This window comes from Ekhidna sp. (genome assembly GCF_965212185.1).
In the GTDB taxonomy this organism is placed as follows: domain Bacteria; phylum Bacteroidota; class Bacteroidia; order Cytophagales; family Cyclobacteriaceae; genus Ekhidna.
This window is the reverse complement of the sequence record NZ_OZ243102.1, coordinates 3,233,454-3,253,861: the sequence shown is the minus strand read 5'-3', so window position 1 is coordinate 3,253,861 and position 20,408 is coordinate 3,233,454. Positions and strand designations below refer to the sequence as shown.

Here is a 20,408-nt window from a genome sequence, read left to right as displayed (position 1 = left end):
CTCACATTGAAATAATTTAAGAAAAAATGCATGAATGCAACCTAATTCGATCGGCGTGCATTATCACTTAAACCTTCTCACAGCTTTACATGAAATTAATTTCCCTAGCCTTCTTCTTATCTCTTTCAAACCTTTTGTTTGCACAAACAGGAATCAAAGGTTTTACCAAAAGTGCAACAGGGGAGCCATTGCCATTTTCTACCGTGTACATTAAGGGTACCACTAATGGCACCACCTCTAATAGTGAAGGAGAATATTATCTCAAAACTCCTGCAGGATCTCATACCATAGTAGCACAACATGTAGGCTATAAGGTTACTGAGAAGAACGTGACGCTAAATCAAAACCAAACCATTCGATTCGACTTTGCACTTAGCGAGCAGGCTTTACAGCTTAAGGAAGTGATTGTAACTGCCGGAGACGAAGATCCTGCTCACCGGGTCATTCGTGAGGCGATTAAAATGCGGAAATTTTATGAGAGTGAAGTGAAGGCATTTAAGACAGACGCTTACCTGAAAGGTCTCTTTAGATTAGATGATAAACCTGATAAAATCCTAGGTCAGCAAATCACTGTTGATACCGGAATATTGTATCTCTCTGAGTCAGTATCCAAATTCTCATTTGAATTGCCAGATAAAGTGTCTGAACGAATGATCAGCTCAAAAGTGAGTGGAGATGAGCAAGGATTTAGTTTTAATCAAGCCTCCGATTTCAATATCAATCCATACAATAAATTCATTGATTTAGATATGGAAAGGGAGTTCGTTTCCCCAATCGCTCCACAAGCATTTCTTTTTTATGATTACCAATGGCTGGGATTTTTTGAAGAAAATGATCGATTGATTAATAAAATAAAAGTAATACCAAAGAGATCAACAGATCCTGTTTTTGAAGGGGTAGTATACATCGTTGAAGATGAATGGCGATTTCACACCATCGATTTATTTGTTACCAAAGCAAGAGGGCTAGAGTTTATTGATTCGCTAAAAGTGAATCAGGTATTTGCGCCAACAGACTTTGATATCTGGATGCCTATCTCTCAGAAATTTTCTTTCAGATTTGGAGCTTTCGGATTCAAGGGGAGTGGTTATTACATTGGAGTTTATTCGAACTATGAAGTAGAACCTAACTACAAAGCTTATCGCGAGGCAGGCCTCTACGAACAGAAATTTGAAGCAAAAGAAGAGAAAGACCTATTTCAGGAGGAGGATTTTACCCGTGAAGTTTTAGTAGTGGAAGAAGGATCCAATGAGCGAGATACTACATATTGGAAAAATATTCGTCCTGTCCCGCTTACATCAATAGAAGTTGCAGATTATCAAGTCAAAGACAGTATTCGATTAGTAAAGGAAAGTGAACCCTACAAAGATTCGATCGATACAGAAAGAAACAAGCTCACCTTTGGAAAGATTTTCTTATCCGGCTATACTCATTTTAATAGCATTGAAGAAAAATATTGGTCACTTCCGGCAATCATTAGCATTTTCCAATTCAATACTGTGGAAGGTTTTGTGCCCGAACTCCAGCCGACCATTTGGAGGCAAATTGATGGCCGAACAAAATATTGGTTAAGGCCTGCTGTTCGCTATGGATTCTCCAATGAAAAGTTCAATGCCAAGTTAGAAGGCGGCTATCGAAAGCTAGATGATAAATTCACCCGCTTTTATGCAGGAGGTGGTCACTATATTTCTCAATTTGATGAATCTGAAGCAATAACACCATTTATTAATAGCTACGTGACATTAGTCAATGGGGAAAATTTCATGAAGATTTTCCAAAAATCATTTGGGTATTTCCGTTTTCAACAAGAAGTAAAAAATGGAATTCTTCTCAATACAAAGGTTGAATATGCCAGTAGAGATACCTTGACCAATACATCAGAGTATACCTGGGCTTCTGACGAAAAGACGAATTTCACAAGTAATCAGCCCCCAAATATGGAATTGGCACAAACGGGTTTTGAAAAGAATCAAGCATTGATCTTTGATGTGACTTTCAGGTTTCTATTTAAGCAGACTTATGCTACCAGACCAGATAGGAAGTTTGTTTACCAATCTAAATATCCGGAGGTTTTTGTTACGTATAAAAAGGGCGTCAATGCACTGGGTAGTGATGTGAATTTTGATTTTGTTGAGATTAAAGTGATCGATGAGATGAGTTTAGGGCTAGTAGGAACAAGTAATTATGCGATTGCCGGTGGAGGATTTTTGAATGACAAATCGTTAACATTTGTTGACTTTCAACATTTCTCTGGAAATCAAACAGCACTGAGTCAAGTGGGTGATCCACTCAAGTTTGAGCTACTGCCTTTTTATCAATTCAGTACAACTAAGCCATTTTTCGAGGCTCACTATGAGCATCATTTCAATGAATTTATCTTCAATAAGATTCCATTAGTAAAGAAATTGAATTTTCAAGCAGTAGCCACTGCTAACTTTCTGACAACTGAAACCATAGGAAATTATTTTGAAGTAGGTGCAGGAATAGAGCACATCTTTAAGTTCATGCGTGTAGATTATTACTGGGCATTACGAAATGGTGAATTCTTTGGCAGTGGATTTAGGATTGGTGTCGGTTTTTAACCTGATTAGCCCTACATCTTCCAGTGTTTTGATGTGCTTAGTTACTCTCTGCATGCTGATTTCAAACTGTTCAGATGTCTAAGTAATACGCATGGCTGCACTAGCCATCACGAGATATGAAAAAAGTTGCGTAAATATTTAAAAGAGTTTTCCACATTCACTTTTTCGGTAAATCAAGTCATCTATTTTTGGTGCCTGTAAATTTTTAGAAACGGTAAGAATGAGACACGAAGAACGAATAGCGAAAGAATTAAACATTTCACCACGCCAAGTGACCGCAACGATAGGTTTGCTTGATGAAGGTGCGACTGTACCATTTATTTCAAGGTACAGAAAGGAAGTGACAGGTAGTTTAGATGATTTACAAGTAGCAGGGATTCGTGATCGTGTACAACAACTTCGAGACCTGGATGCTCGACGGGAAGCAATTTTAAAGTCCATAAGAGAACAGGAGAAGTTAACGCCAGAACTAGAAAAGAAAATAAACGAAGCAGAAACGATGACTGCTTTGGAAGATCTTTACCTCCCATATAAACCAAAACGAAAGACTAAGGCCAGCGTAGCACGGAAGAAGGGTCTGGAGCCATTTGCAATCAAGATTTTGGATCAAGAAAATTTTGATGTTTCGTCTGAAGCTGCCAAGTTTATCAACGATGAAAAAAGAGTGGAATCTGAAGCGGATGCACTTCAGGGCGCTCGCGATATCATTGCTGAAACGATCAATGAGCATGCAGAAACTCGTCAGAAGATTCGAGAACTTTTTATGAAAAAGGGCATCATCTCATCTAAAGTTTTGAAAAGCAAGGAGAAAGAGACCGATGCTCAGAAATACAAAGACTATTTTGAATGGGATGAGCCGATTTCAAAAATTCCTTCCCATAGGCTACTCGCCATTAGAAGGGGTGAAAAAGAAGGGTTTTTATCCATGAATATTGCTCCTGAAGAGGAGGAAGCGATTGCTATCATTGAGCGTGAGTTTGTAAAAGGAAATACAGAGGCAAGTGAGCATGTACAAACGGCAATTAAAGATTGTTATAAGCGATTGATGAGCGTCAGTATCGAGACAGAGGTACGAATGGAAAGCAAGAAAAAAGCTGATGAAGAGGCGATTACTGTATTTGCTGAAAACCTTAAGCAGCTGTTGATGGCTGCACCACTAGGTCAGAAAGCTGTGATGGCCATTGACCCTGGATTTCGAACTGGCTGCAAGGTGGTGTGTTTGGACAAGCAAGGAAAGCTGTTAGAATTCATAGCCATTTATCCAAATGAACCACAGAAAGATGCCATTCGAGCGGGAGAGACAGTAAAATATCTAGTAGAAAAACATAAAATTGAAGCCATTGCAATAGGTAATGGTACTGCAAGTCGAGAGACTGAGTCATTTGTCAAGAAACTTGGTTTGCCTTCTAGTGTGATTACGGCCATGGTCAACGAAAGTGGAGCGTCCATTTATTCAGCATCAGAGGCAGCTCGTGATGAATTTCCAAATGAAGATGTAACGGTCAGAGGATCTGTCTCAATTGGAAGAAGGATGATGGATCCGTTGGCTGAACTGGTTAAAATAGACGCTAAATCCATTGGAGTTGGGCAATATCAACACGATGTAGATCAGACGGCACTTAAAAAAACCTTGGATGATGTAGTGATGGCATGCGTAAACAATGTAGGAGTGGAGCTTAATACTGCAAGTAAGCAGCTCTTAACCTATGTTTCTGGACTAGGAGCAAGTATTGCTGAAAACATTGTAAAATTTCGAAACGAGAATGGTCCTTTTAAGTCCAGGGAAGCATTAAAGAAAGTACCACGTTTGGGGGATAAGGCATTTGAACAAGCAGCAGGATTTTTACGAATTGATGGAGCAGTAAATCCTTTGGATAAAAGTGCTGTTCATCCGGAACGGTATTCATTGGTGGAGCAAATGGCCAAAGATGCTCAGGCAACAGTAAGAGATTTGATGACAAGTGCCGAGCTGAGAAAAAAAGTCAATCTGAAAAGTTATGTGTCTGATGAGGTGGGACTTCCTACACTAAAGGATATCATTGATGAGTTGGATAAACCCGGGAGAGATCCCAGGGATCAATTTGAGGCCGTTCAGTTTCAGGATGGTGTAAATGAGATCACTGACTTGAAAGAAGGGATGAAGCTCCCTGGTGTGGTAACTAACATTACCAAGTTTGGAGCATTCGTTGATGTTGGTGTTCATCAGGACGGACTAGTACATATTAGTCATCTTTCGAATTCATTTGTGTCAGATCCTACACAGGTAGTGAAACTTGGTCAGAAGGTTCAAGTAACCGTTTTAGAGGTAGATGTCCCTCGAAAGCGAATTTCACTATCAATGAAGGGTGATACACCGCAGATAAAAAGATCAGAAAAGCGATCTATTCGCAAGAATCCAAATGACAAGGCCATCAGAAAGCCTCAAAATACCAATAACAATTTACCTGATGGTGATCTCCAGGCCAAGCTCGCGATGCTTAAAGGAAAGTTTAAAAACCAGTAAAATTTAATTCCATTACCTTTGTAGGGCATAAGAAAGGTATGTTCAGAGTTTGAAGGCTGTTCGTATGGAGTAAAGTCCGTTCATTTAACCGTGTTTCCTTTCTTCGCGAAATCTCTAGGTGAGATTTTTTCTGAAATTAAAATATTACAAAAAATGCCTTCCTATCCAACTAACAACAATTTATACGTACTTCTCTGGAATAAGTACAAGCCTGTACTTGTCAAATTAATGAGAGATGCTGCTGAAGCACCTCAGACTTATCAATTCATCTCACATGAATTTCGTGATTTAAATCCAAAAGAGCGTGGAGGACATTCGTTCACACTTGAAGCGCATAAACGTCGTGCGGTGAATAATATTAAAATGTCCGTTGTGGCTCAGGATCTACTTGAAATATTATTGAAGTCAAATACTGCAGCTACATTACTTGAAGAGGCGATGTACGAATTTAAAATGGACAAAGAATTTAAGTTGACAGTCACCAGACATGAGCTTGAAACAGCTGAAGATAGTTCGGAGGAGTCTTCCGAGGTTGAGACTGAAACGAAAGAAGCTGAGAAAGAAAGCGCTTAATTAGTCTTAATCATTTCTTCTTTAGATAAGGAGACTGGAATATTTCCAATAGCATTAAGTCTATCAAAGAATTCAAGCAGAACAAATGATTTGTTCTGCTTTTCTTTTTTTAGGGCAAATGCCATCATCGCATCTTCAAGGAGATATTTCCCGGTAATGTAACTAGTGCCATAACCTGGCTGCCTCAGATAAAGGTGCTGTTCAAATATTAGAAGTTCCTTCTCTGTTTTCATCCAGCCTCTTGGTGTGTATTCTGAGTGAATTTTACCAGCCTCTTCCATCGTCATTTCGTTGGCATGAGCATATAATGATCCCAAGCCTCTGGCTGCACGTTGTGCAATCATGATATAGACGATTTCACGTGAACGAGGACTATCGTCATACAGTCCGGCATCCATAAACATTTCTTCAACAGCAGTGGCAGTTCCTTCATTTCTGCTATCAAAAATATTATAGAGCAATGGGCCTCTTCTGATTGGACTTTCGTTGGGCTCTTTATCCATTCGTGCCAATTCAAACCAGTGATAAAAGTGAGAGAATAATGGACGTGGATCATGATGTGCAGTGATCCAAAAGAAATTTCTGGTCTCTTCTGGCACAAACCCACCTAAATGTTCCCTTAATGCAGGATCGAAGTAATCTTTTACAGTCACCACTGAATCTTTATCAAGAAATTCAATTAAACTCTTGGCTGCCTGATCTGCCAATGCATTGTATGCCTCTTCCGAATCTACCTGCTCTAATTGTGGAAGTGCGCGATTTCTATGTTCTTCTAATTTTAATGAGGACCATGCCCGGGCCAACTCCCTTTTGAGAATCATCACTTCATCATCCCATGTCAGAGGTACCAGGTGGACGTTTTGTAGATACCAGGTGTAATTATCTTTCCCAATACCTGACGAACCTGTTTTATCTGCCACTTGATCCTTTAACCACTTGATCAATTCATCTGTTGAGGCTATGGCATCATTAATTGCAGTTAAAATTTCTTCATCATCACTTATTCCTTTAATTGCTTTGATTGCTTCTAAATTCTTACTTTGAAATTCAATGGTACGAATGCCAGCGATCCACAAATCTCTGGCATTGCCTGTGAGATTTTCTTTGGCCTGGGCATTAAGCGATGGAATTACGCTGAGGTCTTCTAATAATTGATCCCTGTCCTGGATGTCTAATGGAAATTCATATTGCCAAATCTCGGTAGTTGCATGATGGGTGGGTCCTTCATGCGCAGGCACATCACTACGATACATCCACAGGGATTTGTAAAAAGCAGGATCTCTTTCCCATGGTTTTAGAGTACGATAATTAAAATCATATCCGTTCATTTCCGCCCATACAATTTTCCAATCGATCTTTTCAGACACAGACCACCCCGCTGTATCCATCGACAATAGCTTGTTCTGCAACTCTTTAAAGGTTGAGTGTCGTGAATCGAAAGTAGCTTTTCTATAATCCGGTGCTCCCTGGTACTTAGGTGGATTTTCAAAATCTCGCCATTCCATGAATAGTTCTGCCAGGTCATCATAAGAGGCATCAACCTTTTCTGCTTGGCTATTCGTTGATTCTGAACTTGATGTGCATGCCACAACTAAAAAGAGTAATAGAAGGAAAGATGAAAAATATCGCATGAGGTAAGGCTTAGGTTTAAGATAAAGATAGCTTGCTTCAATCAACTTTATTCCACCACAGCTCAGTATCATTTGATTCTGACAGGACATTCAGTTCACCTACCTCTGGTGTAAACAGTTCTATGCCTTCTACTTCAGCTTTTTTAGCTAGTCGATTCACGGATTCTTTCCATGGGTGCAGAGCCAGATCAAACTTTCCCCAATGAATGGGCACTAGCAATTTACCCTTAACATCCAGGTGAGCTCGAGCCGTTTCCTCTGGAAACATGTGAATTTCACTCCAACTTTCATTATAGGCTCCACATTCCATAAATGTTAGGTCGAATGGACCATACTTTTCTCCAATTTCTTTGAATCCCGGAAAATAGCCACTGTCACCACTGAAGTATATCCGCTGATTATTTCCTATCAAAACCCATGAACCCCAAAGTGTTTTGTAGCGATCTGCAAATCCACGTCCTGAAAAATGTCGTGTTGGTGTAAATGCCAGCTTTACTCCGTTAAATGTTATCTCATCCCACCAATTAAGTTCTGTGATGTTTTCTGCTGGGATACCCCAAGCTTCAAAGTGCGCTCCAACACCTAATGGAAGAAAAAATCTGTCGACTCGATCTTTTAGGCCTCTGATCGTGTGATAATCCAAATGATCGTAATGATCATGTGAAAGAATAACCGCATCAATTTCCGGAAGCTCTTCTAGCTTAATATGGTGAGAATAATCGAAGCGCTTGGGGCCCATAAATGAAAACATCGAGGCACGCTCTCCAATAATGACCGGATCAGCTAAGATTGTGACACCATTGATTCTAAATAAAACAGTGGAATGACCTAGCCATGTAAAGGCTATGCTATCGGATAGAGAAGCAAATTCAGTCGCATTAAATGGCTTTACCTGGATAGATTCTTTTGGACTTTTATCTGACTTATCGGCAAACAAGTAGTGGGCCAATGTTTTGCGTACATCAGCAAAAGACATCTCCATTTTAGTTTCAACTGTATTTTGAAACTTACCATCATTAAAGTTGGGGGAGCTTTTCATCCGCTCCAATCGATCTCCAAAAGGTGATCCTCCAATTTGTGGTGCTGTTCTAAAAAAGATGATTATCGCCAAAACTATGACGATAATGATAGAAACTAGAATTAACATGATACGCTTGAAAAACTTCATAGAAGGTACTTAAACAAGCGTAAATTAAGGATGTTAGAGTGATTACTCTTTTTTCTTTTTTTCGGTTTCTTCTTCCGGTGGGGTGTCAACGATATTACCAAATTCGTCAACATAAGCGATCATGTCTGAAAGTTCACCGCCTTTATTATTGTTCTCCTGACGCTCCTTTTTCTTCTCCTCTTTCTCTTTGCGCTTTTGCATGCGCTTTTTTACTTTCTGATTTTTAATAAAACTGTTTTGAGATCTTCCCATATAGTATGTTTAAATGGTTTGATGCCAATCTGACACAAGATCCAATTGGCATGCTTAAAACTTAAAGGTACTTAAATGCTTACAGACCAAAAACTGGATACTGCAAAGTCCCTTTGAATAATACTCTTATTGAGTTATTTCTGTGTTTGAAATAACAAATACTTTGTCAGAAGTTAATTTACCTTCTGCTTCTTTTTTTTCCTCTTCTAAAATCCTTTCTCGCAGAGTTCCTATCTGATCTGATTTTCTTTTTACTTTTTTTATCTCTGCCAGCTCCCGATGAGTCATTATCACGATTCATTCGTATTTCACGACCATTAAATGTCACATTCTTGAATCGGGTAACAACGTTTTTATCATAACGTTTATCGAGCTCAAAGTAGGAATGGTTTTCTTTCAACTCGATCGATCCTACAAATTTTTTATCTACCTGACCTATTTCAGAAACAAAATCAATAACCTCTGACTTACTCATTCCATCAATACTTCCAAGATTGATAAAGTAGCGATTGAATTTTGACTTATCTCTACGCTCAGCAGAGCCGCCTATGGACTCATTTAGATCCATTTCTTCCCCTCTTAATACAAGACTCTCAATCTGTGAAGAAATAATCTTTTTAAGAATGAGCTCCTTTGACAATCCTTCGAAATCACCTTTAATACTTTCAAAAAGTTCTTCGCTCTTCGCATCAACTTCTGCTTGTGTTATCGCATCGGCCCAGTTTTGAAGTCTTCCCTTTTGTATGGACTGCACATTTGGAACTTCTACTTGTTCGAATTTTACATTGATCTTTCGTTCAAGGGCCTGTATTTTCCTGCCCTCTCTTGGATTAATAAAGGCCAACGAAACTCCTTTTTTACCAGCTCTTCCAGTCCGCCCACTTCTATGGGTATAGCTTTCCATCTGGTCTGGAAGTGTATGATGTATAACATGTGTTAGATCATTTACATCGATACCTCTAGCTGCTACATCAGTTGCGATCAGAAGTTGCATCGATCTTGATTTGAAACGCTTCATTGCAGCATCTCGCTGCTGCTGGGATAGTTCACCGTGAAGGGGTTCAGCGCTGTATCCAAGGCCATTTAAGTCATCCGCAATTTGTTGCGTTTCTCTTCTGGTTCTGCAAAACATCACACCTCGCATATCCGGCTGGATATCCAAAAACCTTCTAAGTGCGACAATCTTATTTGCAGACTTTGTAATGACGTATTGATGTGTAATGTCTTTATTACTCTTCTCCTCACTGTTTATAGCGATCTCCTTCGGTTCAACCATGTATTTTTTCACGATCTTCCGAATATCAGGAGGCATAGTGGCAGAAAACAGCCATGTTGATTTAGTCTCTGGAATATGAGATAAAATCTCATCAATGGCTTCCTTAAAGCCCATGTTAAGCATTTCATCAGCTTCATCCAGCACCACATGGCTAATATTATTCAGCTTAATAGCTTTGCGCTTTATCAAATCAAGCAATCTGCCAGGTGTGGCAACAACAATTTGAGTTGGTTTACGAAGTGCTTTGATTTGATTGGTGATGGCAGCACCACCATAAACCACTTCCACATTAAGGTCCTTATGTCCTTTGGAAAAGTCGACAAGTTGTTTTGCAGTTTGCTGACCTAGCTCCCGAGTAGGAGCCATTATCAAAGCTTGAGTAGTAGGATCGTCAGAATTGATCAATTCTATGAGCGGTAACCCAAAGGCTGCTGTTTTTCCTGTTCCAGTCTGGGCCAGGCCTATGAAATCGCAAGGGTCATTTTCTAGAAGTAGAGGAATCGCCTTAGTTTGAACAGGAGTGGGAGTTGTAAACCCTAAATGATCAAGGGCTTGTAATGTTTTAGGCGAGAGCCCAAGGTTTTCAAAATTATTCAAGAACGTAATATTATAAATGAGGCGCGAAGTTAGCTTTTATTCTGCACAAAGCCTCTGTAAGTCAGATAATTAAAATTTTATTCGTCGAATATGAACAATTTTATTTAAGAGGCGTATATTTGTAAGTGATTACTCACTTATGACTGAGAAGCAAGAAAAAATATTAGATAAAGCACTTGAATTGTTTGCTGAGCAGGGTTTTGCATCCACATCCACTAGTAAAGTAGCTAAAGCAGCGGGTGTTTCCGAGGGTTTGATCTTCAGGCATTTTACGAATAAAGAAGGCTTATTGGACGCGATCTTGAAAATGGGTGAGGAGAGAGCAAAGGAATTATTCTCAGATATTGTTCTTGAACCTGATCCAAAAGAATTACTTAAAAAGTACATTGAACTACCGCAAAAGGTAAGAAATGATAAAGCCGCACTTGAGTTCTGGAAATTACAATTCAAAATAAAGTGGGAGCTGGAGATATATGGTGAACATAAGATGGCGGAATTGGAAGAATCGCTAATTAGAGCTTTCGATCTATTAAGGTATAACGAGCCAGAACAAGAAGCGAATCTCTTATTGACACTGATGGATGGACTGGCAACCCGTGGAATACTTCAAGAAACATATGATATGGATTCGGCAACAACGTTTTTAAAACATAAGTACAAAATATAAATTTTTTAATCTAAAAATGAGTGATTACTCACTCAAAATATTAAAATAATGAAAAATAAAATAGCATTAATTACAGGAGCATCTTCTGGTATTGGAAAAGAATTAGCACACATTCATGCGGAACAGGGTGGGGATTTGGTTATTGTAGCCAGAAGCGAATCAAAGCTGAACGAATTGAAGGATGAGTTAGAGAAGAAGCATGGAATTACTGTTCTTGTGATAGCTAAAGATTTAGCTGTACAAGGATCAGCTTTGGAGCTATACGATGAGGTTAAGAAGAATAAAATTGAAGTTGATTACTTGATCAATAATGCAGGATTTGGTGGAGTCGGTAAATTCCATGAAAGGGATATACAACAGGATCTCAATATGATTAGCTTGAATATTTCTGCACTTACAGCGTTAACACACCATTTTCTTCAGGATTTTGTACAACGAAATGAGGGAAAAGTCCTTAATGTTTCTTCTACTGCAAGTTTACTTCCTGGCCCTTTGCAAGCAGTTTACTATGCTACCAAAGCATATGTCACATCCTTTAGCAATGCATTAACTGAAGAATTAAAGGGTAAGAACATTACGGTCACGAATTTAATGCCCGGTGCAACTGAAACAGATTTTGGTAAAGTGTCAGGTATGGATAAAACGGATTTATTTACTGATTTGTCTAGCGCTCGAGTGGTAGCTGAAGATGGGTACAATGCGATGATGAAAGGAAAGATGGATAAAATTTCTGGTTTGAAATTCGGCCAAAAATTAATGATGTCACTCCTCCCAATTACTCCAAAAAAAGTGGTTCTTAGTCAGATCAGAAAAATGCAGGAAGTAAGGGAACAATAAAAAAAATATGCGAATAAATTTCACACTAATTAGTTTGAAGTTTATTTTTTCTTTTTTGCTCCTGTGGTTAGGCGCTTAGCCAAGTAAGCGCATCATCTTTACTTTCGAACAGTTTGAGACTTTTGATTCTTGAAATAGTCATTGTTGTATTAATTACAACGCGAGTGAAGACACTGTCTACACCAATCACCGCAATTTTCACATCAATACCCTCTTTGTTGAACCATTTACCACTTTCCCTCATTTGTCTGGTTAGTTTGGAGCTTCTTGGAGTACTTTTAAAATTGGCTAGAATTTTAACGGATGAACCTGCCGTTTTACTTATATCAAACGCCTGATTAAATAGTGATATCATCTGGTCTTCACCTGATTTACTGTAATCACACCACATGATATTTTGAGAACGTTCTTGAAAGAACCAAAGTCTGTCATTGACTTTTAGAGTAATATTATAAGACATTTAGGTGATTTGATTTTTATCGAAATTATCAATTGATAATAGTTAAAACCAACTCATCTAGATGAGATCGATTAAAAACTCGATAAGCGACAAATTTTGGACTAGAAAGCATATTATCAATTGGAAAAAAAAGTAAAAACAAGGGTATTTTTTATCGTTCCGCCTGAAGTTCACCTTCTGGATGTAAGTGGACCGATTCAGGTGTTTTATGAAGCATCTGAATATGGAGCAAAGGTAGAATTGGTATTTCTTGCTATCGATGGCAATGATTCCATCAATTCAAGTGCTGGTATTGGACTAAATAAATTAGAACCATTTAGAAACCATACCCTCAACGAAAACGATTTCATATTTATTCCAGGACTGGACGCACGCTTGGTTTTTGACGAAGCATTTAAAGGTTCACTAAAGCCATTTTTTGAATGGCTACAAATTCAAAAAAATAATGGAGCTAAAATCTGTTCCGTTTGCACCGGAGCATATCTCCTAGCGTATTCCGGAGTGCTCAAGAACATGGAATGTACGACGCATTGGAAGTATACGGGTGATTTTAAAAAACGATTTCCTGAAACAACGATTCATGAGGATCGGCTTTTTGTAAAGGATGGAAGTATCTACTCCAGCGCAGGGATTTCATCCGGAATTGATTTGGCATTGTTTATCATTGAAGAGTTGTTCGGCCCCTTTTTTGCAACTAAGATTGCCAAGGAGATTGTAATTTTCCTGAGGAGAACTGAGGATGATCCACAGCTAAGCGTATTTCTACAATATCGAAACCATATTGAAAATCGTATTCATAAAGTTCAGGATCACCTGGCTCAGCACTTAAGTAACAAACAGAAAATCGAAGACTTGGCCGATCTTGTATTTATGAGTCCGAGAAATTTGACTCGTTTGTTCAAAAAAACGACAGGAATTACGATTGGTGAATATCACGATAAACTAAGAGTTGAACGGGCAGTTCAGCTTTTATCCAATGGCCAGAAGGTAAATGCCGTAAGTGATTTGTGTGGCCTAAGCAGCAATCAATTGAGAAGCTTACTTAAAAAATACTCAGATATCCTTCCTTCAACTTTGTCCTGATTCTGTGCTTGATTGTCCTTTCGCTTCCTGATGGTGCTTCATAGCTTTGCTTAAAACTCAAAAGACTATGAAAAAGACACTATTATTCGCTGTTTTATTATCCTTTATTATTCAATTATCGGCACAAATACCTGATGCTCAACAATACATTTGTCCTCCTTGTGGAAGTCATTGTGATGAAGAAGTTCATGATAAACCCGGAGTGTGTTCGCATTGTAATATGGTTTTAATCAGAAAAGATCTTTCAAAAACAATTGCATTTTATCTACAAGATGGTGTGGAAGTGCTGGATTTTGCCGGACCTATGGAAGTGTTTTCCTATGCAGGATATAATGTATTCACTGTCTCAAAGAATAAGCAATCCATTAAGTCACAAGGAATTCTTACAGTCACTCCGGATTACAGCATAACAGATGCACCTGAGGCCGATATTTTGGCCTTTTTCGGAGGAAATGCGGCTGCAGCATTCAATGATAAGGAAGTGATTAACTGGGTTAATCGTCAGGATGATGTTCAATTTCATTTTTCAGTATGTACGGGGGCCTTTGTCTTGGCTGAAGCAGGAATTCTGGATGGCAACACAGCAACAACATTTCACAATGCTTTGAATAGCTTGGAAAAGAATTATCCCAAAATTGACGTAAGAAAAGATGTTCGTTTTGTGGATAATGGAGAAGTAATCACTACCGCAGGAATTTCCGCTGGAATTGATGGGGCACTTCATTTGGTGGCTAAACTCCAAGGACTAAATGCAGCAAAACGAACAGCGTATTATATGGAATACGATAACTGGGTGCCAGGTGATGGATTGATTCTTTCAAAAGATAACCCTTATGAAAAGTCTGGGATTGATCTGGAGCAATTTACAGGATGGTATGAATTCAAAGACGCTACTGAAATACAGTTAGAATTAAAGGAAGGAGAACTTCAGGCGATTGTTGACGGAATTGACTATCCGATATACCATGAAAACGGTGATGTTTTTTCCGATGTTGGTAATGAACCGATTCATTTTGTTCGAGAAATGGGTGAACTGATTGGTTATCGTTTGGAACCTGAAGGTCAACTTTACAAAAAGCTAGATTAATTAGGAAAAGGCCTCATTGGCCTTTAACGTTCTTTCGGTTGTAGACTTAGCCTTCTAAGCTCTCTAACCATATTCATTGAATCCTTGGAAAGGCTTTTATCTAATTTTCTGGTTTTAATAAACGCTTCAAGTTTCTCGCGAATTTCTTCTTGACGTTCAAGGTTTTTGTTGATTTGATTCAAGAAATATTCATCATCTTCTACCTTTAGAATTTCTTTTGAATATTCAATATCAGCGTCCAGCATGGGAAGTAATGTTTTGATAAGGGATTTTGCTTTACGCATATCATTTTCCAACAATGCTACCTGGATATCTGAATGGATTTGAAGGTAATCAGTAGTATTTGTTGATTTTGCTACGGTATTGAATCCTATTAAGAAGATTGATATGGAAAATACGAGCTTGGTGAGTCTTTTCATGCTGATCTAATTATTCTGTAAAAGTAGCTACCATGGTAGCTTGATATACCTCTTGAAAATCCCTGATTTTTATTGATTCTTATGCGTAGGGCTAACTAGGGGAAACTACGATTCATCGTTAAAAACCATTGACTAATGGAGTTTTTAATAAGGTTCAAGAAAGTTTTGCTAACATTTCCTGAAATTTTTTAGCTACTAATCCGGGGAACCACTTTTTAAAGAAGTAGTTCCTTCTTGCTTCCTTTGGATGTACAATTTGAAATACTCCGCTAGCTGCCTTAGATAAAACTACCATCGCCATCTCATCCGCATTAGTGGTGGAATGGTTCATCTGTTTTTCAGCAAAATTTACAAATCCTTGTGAGCCCTTTGCCTGACTCATGATGTTGGTCTTGAAAAAGGTGGGTGTAACTACACTCACGTGGATATTCTTTGATTTCAGTTCGTGATATAGTGTCTCGGAGAGGGCATACACCCCAGCTTTAGATACATTATAGGCAGACATTCCCGGGGCATTCATAAAGCCAGCAGCACTTCCAATATTGATGATTGTTCCACTTGATTGCTTAATCATCCAGGGGACGAAATGATGACAACCATAATAAACACCCATCAGATTAATACGAATCATTCGCTCCCATAGATCCGATTTATAATCCTGAAAGAATTCTCCATCCCCGATACCGGCATTATTGACAACTAAATCTATTTGAGAGGTATTTTTTCTTATCGCTTCTACAGTTCGCTCGTAGGATAATTTATTGCTTACATCCAATTCAAAAGTGTGTAATTCTTTGGCTCCATCCAGTGTGGCTCTCAGTTCTTCAAGCGAGGCGATGTTAATATCTGAGAGGTATAGAGACCATCCATTATCTGCTAATAATCGCGCAAATGCATACCCCAGCCCAGATGCTGCACCGGTGATGAAAGCTTTTTTGTTTGGATACTTTTTATTCAGTTTTTTTAAAAGAGTCATCGATAGGTAATTAGTTTGCGATCATGATCCAGGTGACTGTAATCATTATATGTACTTAATGAAAGTCCATTCTTTCCAACAAGTATTTTGGTTACACTGCTATTTACTAACCTCCCTTGCAACTCCACAAACTGTTCGTCTTGCAGAGATAAGAGTTGAATCAAAATCACTGAAATAGGGCCACCAGAAGTAAATACCCAGGCGTTTTCTCCGCTATTCAATTGATCAGCTAATTCTTTCAGTGCATTCCAGCTATTCTCTTTGAATAATTGCCATTCCAGAGCGTATTCCTTCTCGCCCTTGATCCAGTCAGCAATGGAATTGTTAAGTATCTGCTGCAAGGACCGCATGGGATTTTCTTGTTGTTTTAAATGATCACCAATTGCACTGTAATCTGTGAAACGGGGGTTGTGCTTGACCAGCAATTCCATGTGGTCATATTCGTTCCAACGATCATCCACAGAAAATGGTAATTTTAATCCAAAGCTTTCCAAACAGTGATCTGCTGATTTTCTATGTCTAACCAGAGAACCACTTTTGATTTTCGATAAGGTTTGATTTCGTTCCTTTAGTGCATTTCCCAGAAGTTGAGCTTGTTTTGCTCCAAGATCTGAAAGCTGGTCGTAATCTTCTTTGAGAAAACCGGCCTGACCATGACGAATTAAGTAGATCACTCCCATAGCTATCGCTTTTTCTTGATTACGTTTTCACAGGTCTTGATCAGATAGATAGAAATCATCCAAAAATTTTTGAACGCTTTGTTACTAGTGAATCCTTTGGAATATCTATAATAAATCTGCTGGGCAATACCTGCCAATCTAAACAACCCATACACACGATAGAAACGAAAATCATCGATAGGCAAGCCGGATTTTTCAGCATAATAATCGATCACCTCCTGTCTTTTCATCATTCCCTGAGCGTTGCTTGGTTGGCGTCTCATCGATTTGATAAAAAAGTTATCATCATCATGCACCCAATAAGCCAGGCTGCTTCCCAGATCCATTAGCGGATCTCCAATAGCTGCTAACTCCCAATCTAACACTCCAACAATGTTTGCAGGATCGTTTGGATCAAGTACCACATTATCTAAGCGAAAGTCATTGTGAATGATGCACAGGCGCTCTTCCGTTGGCATGTTTTGCTCCAGCCATCTCATCACCTTTTTTCCGGAAGGAACATTCCAGGTTTTTGCATCTGAATACCTTTTATTCCATCCTGTAACTTGTCGTTCTACGTATCCTTCACCCTTGCCCAGGTCATCCAGGCCATTTTTTTGATAATCCACCTGATGTAGCTCAATCATTTTATCCCAAAATGACAGACAAAGCTTTTTCACTATATCAGGACTCCAATCGACCTCTCGAGGTAAGTTTTTTCTGGGGATCATTCCTTCCAATCGTTCCATCAAGTAAAAGGAGGACCCTAGCACTTCTTCATCCTCACATACAGCGATCATCTCCGGAACATAGGAGAAATGTGGCTTTAATTTCTTTTGAAGATGATATTCTCGTGGCATGTTATGCGCCCCGGCAGCTTTTTTCCCCAAGGGAGCTCTGCGAAGGATCAGGTCTTGATTCTCAAACTGCAAACGATAGGTCCAGTTGGAGGCACCTCCGGAGAATTGAGTGACCTTGGGATTTCCTTCCAAACCCTGCACGTGCTCACTGATCCATGGAAGCAGTCGATTCATTTCCAATTCCTCGCCGGGTCGCTGCTCCTTTTCCATGTTTATGAAAGGTATTTTTTAAACTCCAATCGGGAGATCATTCGGCGGTGAACTTCATCAGGACCATCCGCCAGCCGTAGAGCCCTAGCCTGAATGAAAAAGCTGGTCAGTGGAAAATCATCTGAAAGGCCGGCTCCTCCGTGAATCTGCATGGCCATATCAGTCACTTCCTGCAATACATTTGGAGCAACCACCTTGATGGCAGAAATTTCGGTCATGCTTTCCTTTACCCCTACCTGATCTATTTTCCAGGCGGCATAGTGTGTTAGCAACCTGGCTTGATCAATATCAATCCGTGCTTTCGCAAACCGTTCGGAGTTTCCTCCCAATTGAGCCAGCAACTTCCCAAACGCTTGTCTTGTACCACTCCGAATAATTGCAAGCTCCAGAGCTCGCTCTGCCGCACCAATGCATCGCATGCAGTGATGAATTCTCCCGGGTCCCAACCTGCCCTGAGCAATTGCAAAACCGGCACCAAAATCCTGGATTAGATTTTCCTTCGGAATCCGTACATTTTTGAAATGAACCTCTCCATGTCCAGATGGTGGATCGTACGCTCCGAATGTGGTCAGCATGCGCTTGATCTCAACTCCAGGTTCGTCCAATCGAACTAAAACCATGCTGTGTTGCTGGTGTCTATTTTCAGAACCCTTCGTTTTACCCATTACAATTGCCACTTTTGCATCGGGGTGCCCCAGCCCTGTAGACCACCACTTTTTTCCGTTGATGACAATGTCGTCCCCATCCGGTTCGATAGAGGTTTCAATATTGGTCGCATCTGAGGAAGCTACATCCGGCTCAGTCATGCAGAAGACGGATTTAATCTCTCCTGCCAGCAATGGAGTAAGCCATTGCGCTTTTTGCTCCTCACTTCCAAAATGATAGAGCACTTCCATATTTCCGGTATCGGGTGCATTGCAGTTAAAAATCTCTGCAGAATTGTACACCCTACCCATCTCCTCTGCCAAAGGCGCATATTCCAGTACGCTGAGCCCCTGACCCAGTTCCGGGTCTGGCAAAAAGAGGTTCCAGAGTCCGGCTTCTTTTGCTTTATTTTTCAGCTTTTCAAGCTTTGGGTGTTCAGTCCAGGTTTGCCATTTACCGTCGACATTGTGTTCCTTATGGTATTCAATGTATTCCCTTTCGAAAGGAAGTACATGCTCCTTCATAAAGGCTTTTAATTTTTCAAGATATTCTTGAGATCGTTGGGATGGTTGAAAATTCATATTGAATGACTAAAACTTTCGAAGCATTTTGGCAGTCATAAATGGCATCATGAGCTTAAAGAAATACCATGGCCAAAATGGAACGTAGGCATTCGCTTTTTCTTTATTGATTGCTTTTACAAGCAGCTTTGATCCTTTATTTAAAGGAATGATGAATGGCGGCTTCTTTTCTACTTTATCCGTCATCTCAGACTCGATGTAGCCTGGAAAAATGGATGATACTTTTATTGGTTTTTTTAATACATCAATTCGGACGCCTTCTGCCAGACTTTTAAGTCCTGCCTTTGTTGCTGCATAAACAGTCATTGCAAAAGGATAACCTCTGAAGGCCGACATGGATGAAATAGCTACCAGGTGGCCGTGATTTTGCTCTCTGAAAATTTCCATTGCAGCCTCCATCTGACTGATTGCTCCACAGAAATTAGTGACCGCAGTTTGCATGTTCGCTTCAGCATGTCTTTTGCCCAATGATGCACCTTTTCCCATCCCGGCATTCACGATCACCCGATCCAGCTGTTCTCCCACGTCGTGAAAATCCTGATTGAATCCTTTAAAAACATCGAACACCTGCTGGACATTGGTCACATCCAATGATCGTAGAAAGACTTTGCAATCGGGATTGATTTCATGAAGTTCTTTTTTCAGCGCCTCCAGGTTTTCAACTCTTCGTGCACACAAGGCCAGATTGCATCCTTGTTTTGCAAACTCCTTTGCCATGCCTTTTCCCAGTCCTGAGCTGGCACCTGTAATTAATATATTTTTTCGTTTCAATTTCAATTCGCTTATAAGAATGACTCTCAAAATAATTCTTAATGATTGAATATCATCGATCTTCAGGGGATTAAATTCTCAGCGCTCTATGGTATTGACTTAAACAAACTGGTTCTGAGAGACGTTAGATTATCATAAATCTTAATGTCATGAAGTACCTAACGTTAATCATTCTGCTCTTTGCAAGTGAGCTCAGTGCTCAGATTACATTCAAAAATCTGCAGTCTTTTGTCAATCCGTCATTGGATTTTAAAATGGATCAAATCTCTTCCCGCCAATTAACCTCTTTTCAGATTCATTTCCCTGATCTATCATTTTCGGAGGATAAAGTATATATCTCAGATTATAAGATAATGAGCCCTATTCAGTATAATCTTAATGGTTATCCAATGAGTGATCTTTCTAAAATGGACGATCTTTTGATGGGTACATCTCTTTCAAATACTATTCTAATAGGAGGACAGAAAATCCAAACCACCTACATATTTGATATAAATGGAAATCTAAGAAATTCCCAAACCAGTTTTTCGATTGGAAAGAATTGATGATCAGAAAAATGAAAAACAAAAAA

General features: G+C 39.4%; 19 protein-coding genes. 8 read left to right on the top strand and 11 right to left on the bottom strand.

All coding sequences use genetic code 11. From position 1 onward, the window contains the following. The first annotated feature begins 89 nt into the window (after positions 1 to 89). The 3 genes from ACOMC3_RS14230 (at position 90) to ACOMC3_RS14220 (ending at position 5,658) form a co-directional block, all read left to right on the top strand. Positions 90 to 2,582 carry a DUF5686 and carboxypeptidase regulatory-like domain-containing protein gene (locus ACOMC3_RS14230; RefSeq protein ID WP_420316552.1) on the top strand — a complete coding sequence of 831 codons (2,493 nt, stop codon included), beginning with the start codon at positions 90 to 92 and terminating at the stop codon, positions 2,580 to 2,582. A 220-nt stretch (positions 2,583 to 2,802) separates the two neighbouring features. Further along, positions 2,803 to 5,085 carry a Tex family protein gene (locus ACOMC3_RS14225; protein ID WP_420316551.1) on the top strand — a complete coding sequence of 761 codons (2,283 nt, stop codon included), beginning with the start codon at positions 2,803 to 2,805 and terminating at the stop codon, positions 5,083 to 5,085. A 153-nt stretch (positions 5,086 to 5,238) separates the two neighbouring features. Continuing rightward, positions 5,239 to 5,658, top strand: coding sequence for a hypothetical protein (locus ACOMC3_RS14220; RefSeq protein WP_420316550.1), 420 nt, complete (start codon positions 5,239 to 5,241; stop codon positions 5,656 to 5,658). On the opposite strand, the gene ACOMC3_RS14215 is transcribed toward ACOMC3_RS14220, so the two are convergent. The 4 genes from ACOMC3_RS14215 to ACOMC3_RS14200 all read right to left on the bottom strand — a co-directional run bounded on the left by ACOMC3_RS14215 (position 5,655) and on the right by ACOMC3_RS14200 (position 10,582). Then, positions 5,655 to 7,289, bottom strand: coding sequence for a hypothetical protein (locus tag ACOMC3_RS14215; RefSeq protein ID WP_420316549.1), 1,635 nt, complete (start codon positions 7,287 to 7,289; stop codon positions 5,655 to 5,657). The genes ACOMC3_RS14220 and ACOMC3_RS14215 overlap by 4 nt on opposite strands. A gap of 37 nt (positions 7,290 to 7,326) precedes the next feature. Next, positions 7,327 to 8,457 carry an MBL fold metallo-hydrolase gene (locus ACOMC3_RS14210; protein WP_420316548.1) on the bottom strand — a complete coding sequence of 377 codons (1,131 nt, stop codon included), beginning with the start codon at positions 8,455 to 8,457 and terminating at the stop codon, positions 7,327 to 7,329. 42 nt (positions 8,458 to 8,499) lie between these two features. Further along, positions 8,500 to 8,709: a cold-shock protein gene (locus tag ACOMC3_RS14205; RefSeq protein ID WP_420316547.1), complete on the bottom strand. Its 210-nt coding sequence runs from the start codon at positions 8,707 to 8,709 to the stop codon at positions 8,500 to 8,502. A gap of 178 nt (positions 8,710 to 8,887) precedes the next feature. Continuing rightward, positions 8,888 to 10,582, bottom strand: a complete 1,695-nt coding sequence (locus tag ACOMC3_RS14200; protein ID WP_420316546.1) for a DEAD/DEAH box helicase — start codon at positions 10,580 to 10,582, stop codon at positions 8,888 to 8,890. Positions 10,583 to 10,721: 139 nt separating this feature from the next. On the opposite strand from ACOMC3_RS14200, the gene ACOMC3_RS14195 reads away from it, so the two are divergent. Further along, positions 10,722 to 11,249, top strand: a complete 528-nt coding sequence (locus tag ACOMC3_RS14195; protein WP_420316545.1) for a TetR/AcrR family transcriptional regulator — start codon at positions 10,722 to 10,724, stop codon at positions 11,247 to 11,249. A 48-nt stretch (positions 11,250 to 11,297) separates the two neighbouring features. Next, positions 11,298 to 12,086 (top strand): SDR family NAD(P)-dependent oxidoreductase, encoded by a 789-nt coding sequence (locus ACOMC3_RS14190; protein ID WP_420316544.1) that lies wholly within the window; start codon positions 11,298 to 11,300, stop codon positions 12,084 to 12,086. Between the two features lie 67 nt (positions 12,087 to 12,153). On the opposite strand, the gene ACOMC3_RS14185 is transcribed toward ACOMC3_RS14190, so the two are convergent. Continuing rightward, positions 12,154 to 12,546, bottom strand: a complete 393-nt coding sequence (locus ACOMC3_RS14185; RefSeq protein WP_420316543.1) for a hypothetical protein — start codon at positions 12,544 to 12,546, stop codon at positions 12,154 to 12,156. A 120-nt stretch (positions 12,547 to 12,666) separates the two neighbouring features. On the opposite strand from ACOMC3_RS14185, the gene ACOMC3_RS14180 reads away from it, so the two are divergent. Together ACOMC3_RS14180 and ACOMC3_RS14175 are read left to right on the top strand one after the other, a co-directional pair. Beyond that, positions 12,667 to 13,629 (top strand): GlxA family transcriptional regulator, encoded by a 963-nt coding sequence (locus ACOMC3_RS14180; protein WP_420316542.1) that lies wholly within the window; start codon positions 12,667 to 12,669, stop codon positions 13,627 to 13,629. A 67-nt stretch (positions 13,630 to 13,696) separates the two neighbouring features. Next, on the top strand, positions 13,697 to 14,716 hold the full coding sequence (locus ACOMC3_RS14175) for a DJ-1/PfpI family protein (RefSeq protein WP_420316541.1): 1,020 nt from the start codon (positions 13,697 to 13,699) through the stop codon (positions 14,714 to 14,716). Positions 14,717 to 14,739: 23 nt separating this feature from the next. Here ACOMC3_RS14175 and ACOMC3_RS14170 read toward each other — a convergent pair whose 3' ends face one another. The 6 genes from ACOMC3_RS14170 to ACOMC3_RS14145 all read right to left on the bottom strand — a co-directional run bounded on the left by ACOMC3_RS14170 (position 14,740) and on the right by ACOMC3_RS14145 (position 19,837). Continuing rightward, a complete protein-coding gene (locus tag ACOMC3_RS14170; protein WP_420316540.1) occupies positions 14,740 to 15,135 on the bottom strand; it encodes a hypothetical protein in 396 nt (131 codons plus the stop codon). 154 nt (positions 15,136 to 15,289) lie between these two features. Continuing rightward, the gene (locus ACOMC3_RS14165; protein WP_420316539.1) at positions 15,290 to 16,111 is read right to left on the bottom strand and encodes an SDR family NAD(P)-dependent oxidoreductase; all 822 of its coding nucleotides are present in this window, start codon (positions 16,109 to 16,111) and stop codon (positions 15,290 to 15,292) included. Then, positions 16,108 to 16,791, bottom strand: coding sequence for a histidine phosphatase family protein (locus ACOMC3_RS14160; RefSeq protein WP_420316538.1), 684 nt, complete (start codon positions 16,789 to 16,791; stop codon positions 16,108 to 16,110). Before ACOMC3_RS14160 ends, ACOMC3_RS14165 begins: the two co-directional genes overlap by 4 nt. A gap of 2 nt (positions 16,792 to 16,793) precedes the next feature. Further along, complete coding sequence (locus tag ACOMC3_RS14155; protein ID WP_420316537.1) at positions 16,794 to 17,840, bottom strand: phosphotransferase family protein; 1,047 nt, start codon at positions 17,838 to 17,840, stop codon at positions 16,794 to 16,796. Between the two features lie 2 nt (positions 17,841 to 17,842). Then, complete coding sequence (locus tag ACOMC3_RS14150) at positions 17,843 to 19,066, bottom strand: acyl-CoA dehydrogenase family protein (protein WP_420316536.1); 1,224 nt, start codon at positions 19,064 to 19,066, stop codon at positions 17,843 to 17,845. Positions 19,067 to 19,075: 9 nt separating this feature from the next. Further along, positions 19,076 to 19,837 (bottom strand): SDR family oxidoreductase, encoded by a 762-nt coding sequence (locus ACOMC3_RS14145; protein WP_420316535.1) that lies wholly within the window; start codon positions 19,835 to 19,837, stop codon positions 19,076 to 19,078. A 149-nt stretch (positions 19,838 to 19,986) separates the two neighbouring features. Between ACOMC3_RS14145 and ACOMC3_RS14140 the strand changes: the two genes are divergently transcribed. Further along, positions 19,987 to 20,382, top strand: coding sequence for a hypothetical protein (locus ACOMC3_RS14140; protein WP_420316534.1), 396 nt, complete (start codon positions 19,987 to 19,989; stop codon positions 20,380 to 20,382). Positions 20,383 to 20,408 lie beyond the last annotated feature (26 nt).

Bases quoted from the DNA above. Each gene is read 5' to 3' on its own strand.
- ACOMC3_RS14230 (WP_420316552.1), top strand. From the start codon at position 90: ATGAAATTAATTTCCCTAGCCTTCTTCTTATCTCTTTCAAACCTTTTG.
- ACOMC3_RS14225 (WP_420316551.1), top strand. From the start codon at position 2,803: ATGAGACACGAAGAACGAATAGCGAAAGAATTAAACATTTCACCACGC.
- ACOMC3_RS14220 (WP_420316550.1), top strand. From the start codon at position 5,239: ATGCCTTCCTATCCAACTAACAACAATTTATACGTACTTCTCTGGAAT.
- ACOMC3_RS14215 (WP_420316549.1), bottom strand. From the start codon at position 7,289: ATGCGATATTTTTCATCTTTCCTTCTATTACTCTTTTTAGTTGTGGCA.
- ACOMC3_RS14210 (WP_420316548.1), bottom strand. From the start codon at position 8,457: ATGAAGTTTTTCAAGCGTATCATGTTAATTCTAGTTTCTATCATTATC.
- ACOMC3_RS14205 (WP_420316547.1), bottom strand. From the start codon at position 8,709: ATGGGAAGATCTCAAAACAGTTTTATTAAAAATCAGAAAGTAAAAAAG.
- ACOMC3_RS14195 (WP_420316545.1), top strand. From the start codon at position 10,722: ATGACTGAGAAGCAAGAAAAAATATTAGATAAAGCACTTGAATTGTTT.
- ACOMC3_RS14190 (WP_420316544.1), top strand. From the start codon at position 11,298: ATGAAAAATAAAATAGCATTAATTACAGGAGCATCTTCTGGTATTGGA.
- ACOMC3_RS14185 (WP_420316543.1), bottom strand. From the start codon at position 12,546: ATGTCTTATAATATTACTCTAAAAGTCAATGACAGACTTTGGTTCTTT.
- ACOMC3_RS14175 (WP_420316541.1), top strand. From the start codon at position 13,697: ATGAAAAAGACACTATTATTCGCTGTTTTATTATCCTTTATTATTCAA.
- ACOMC3_RS14170 (WP_420316540.1), bottom strand. From the start codon at position 15,135: ATGAAAAGACTCACCAAGCTCGTATTTTCCATATCAATCTTCTTAATA.
- ACOMC3_RS14165 (WP_420316539.1), bottom strand. From the start codon at position 16,111: ATGACTCTTTTAAAAAAACTGAATAAAAAGTATCCAAACAAAAAAGCT.
- ACOMC3_RS14160 (WP_420316538.1), bottom strand. From the start codon at position 16,791: ATGGGAGTGATCTACTTAATTCGTCATGGTCAGGCCGGTTTTCTCAAA.
- ACOMC3_RS14155 (WP_420316537.1), bottom strand. From the start codon at position 17,840: ATGGAAAAGGAGCAGCGACCCGGCGAGGAATTGGAAATGAATCGACTG.
- ACOMC3_RS14150 (WP_420316536.1), bottom strand. From the start codon at position 19,066: ATGAATTTTCAACCATCCCAACGATCTCAAGAATATCTTGAAAAATTA.
- ACOMC3_RS14140 (WP_420316534.1), top strand. From the start codon at position 19,987: ATGAAGTACCTAACGTTAATCATTCTGCTCTTTGCAAGTGAGCTCAGT.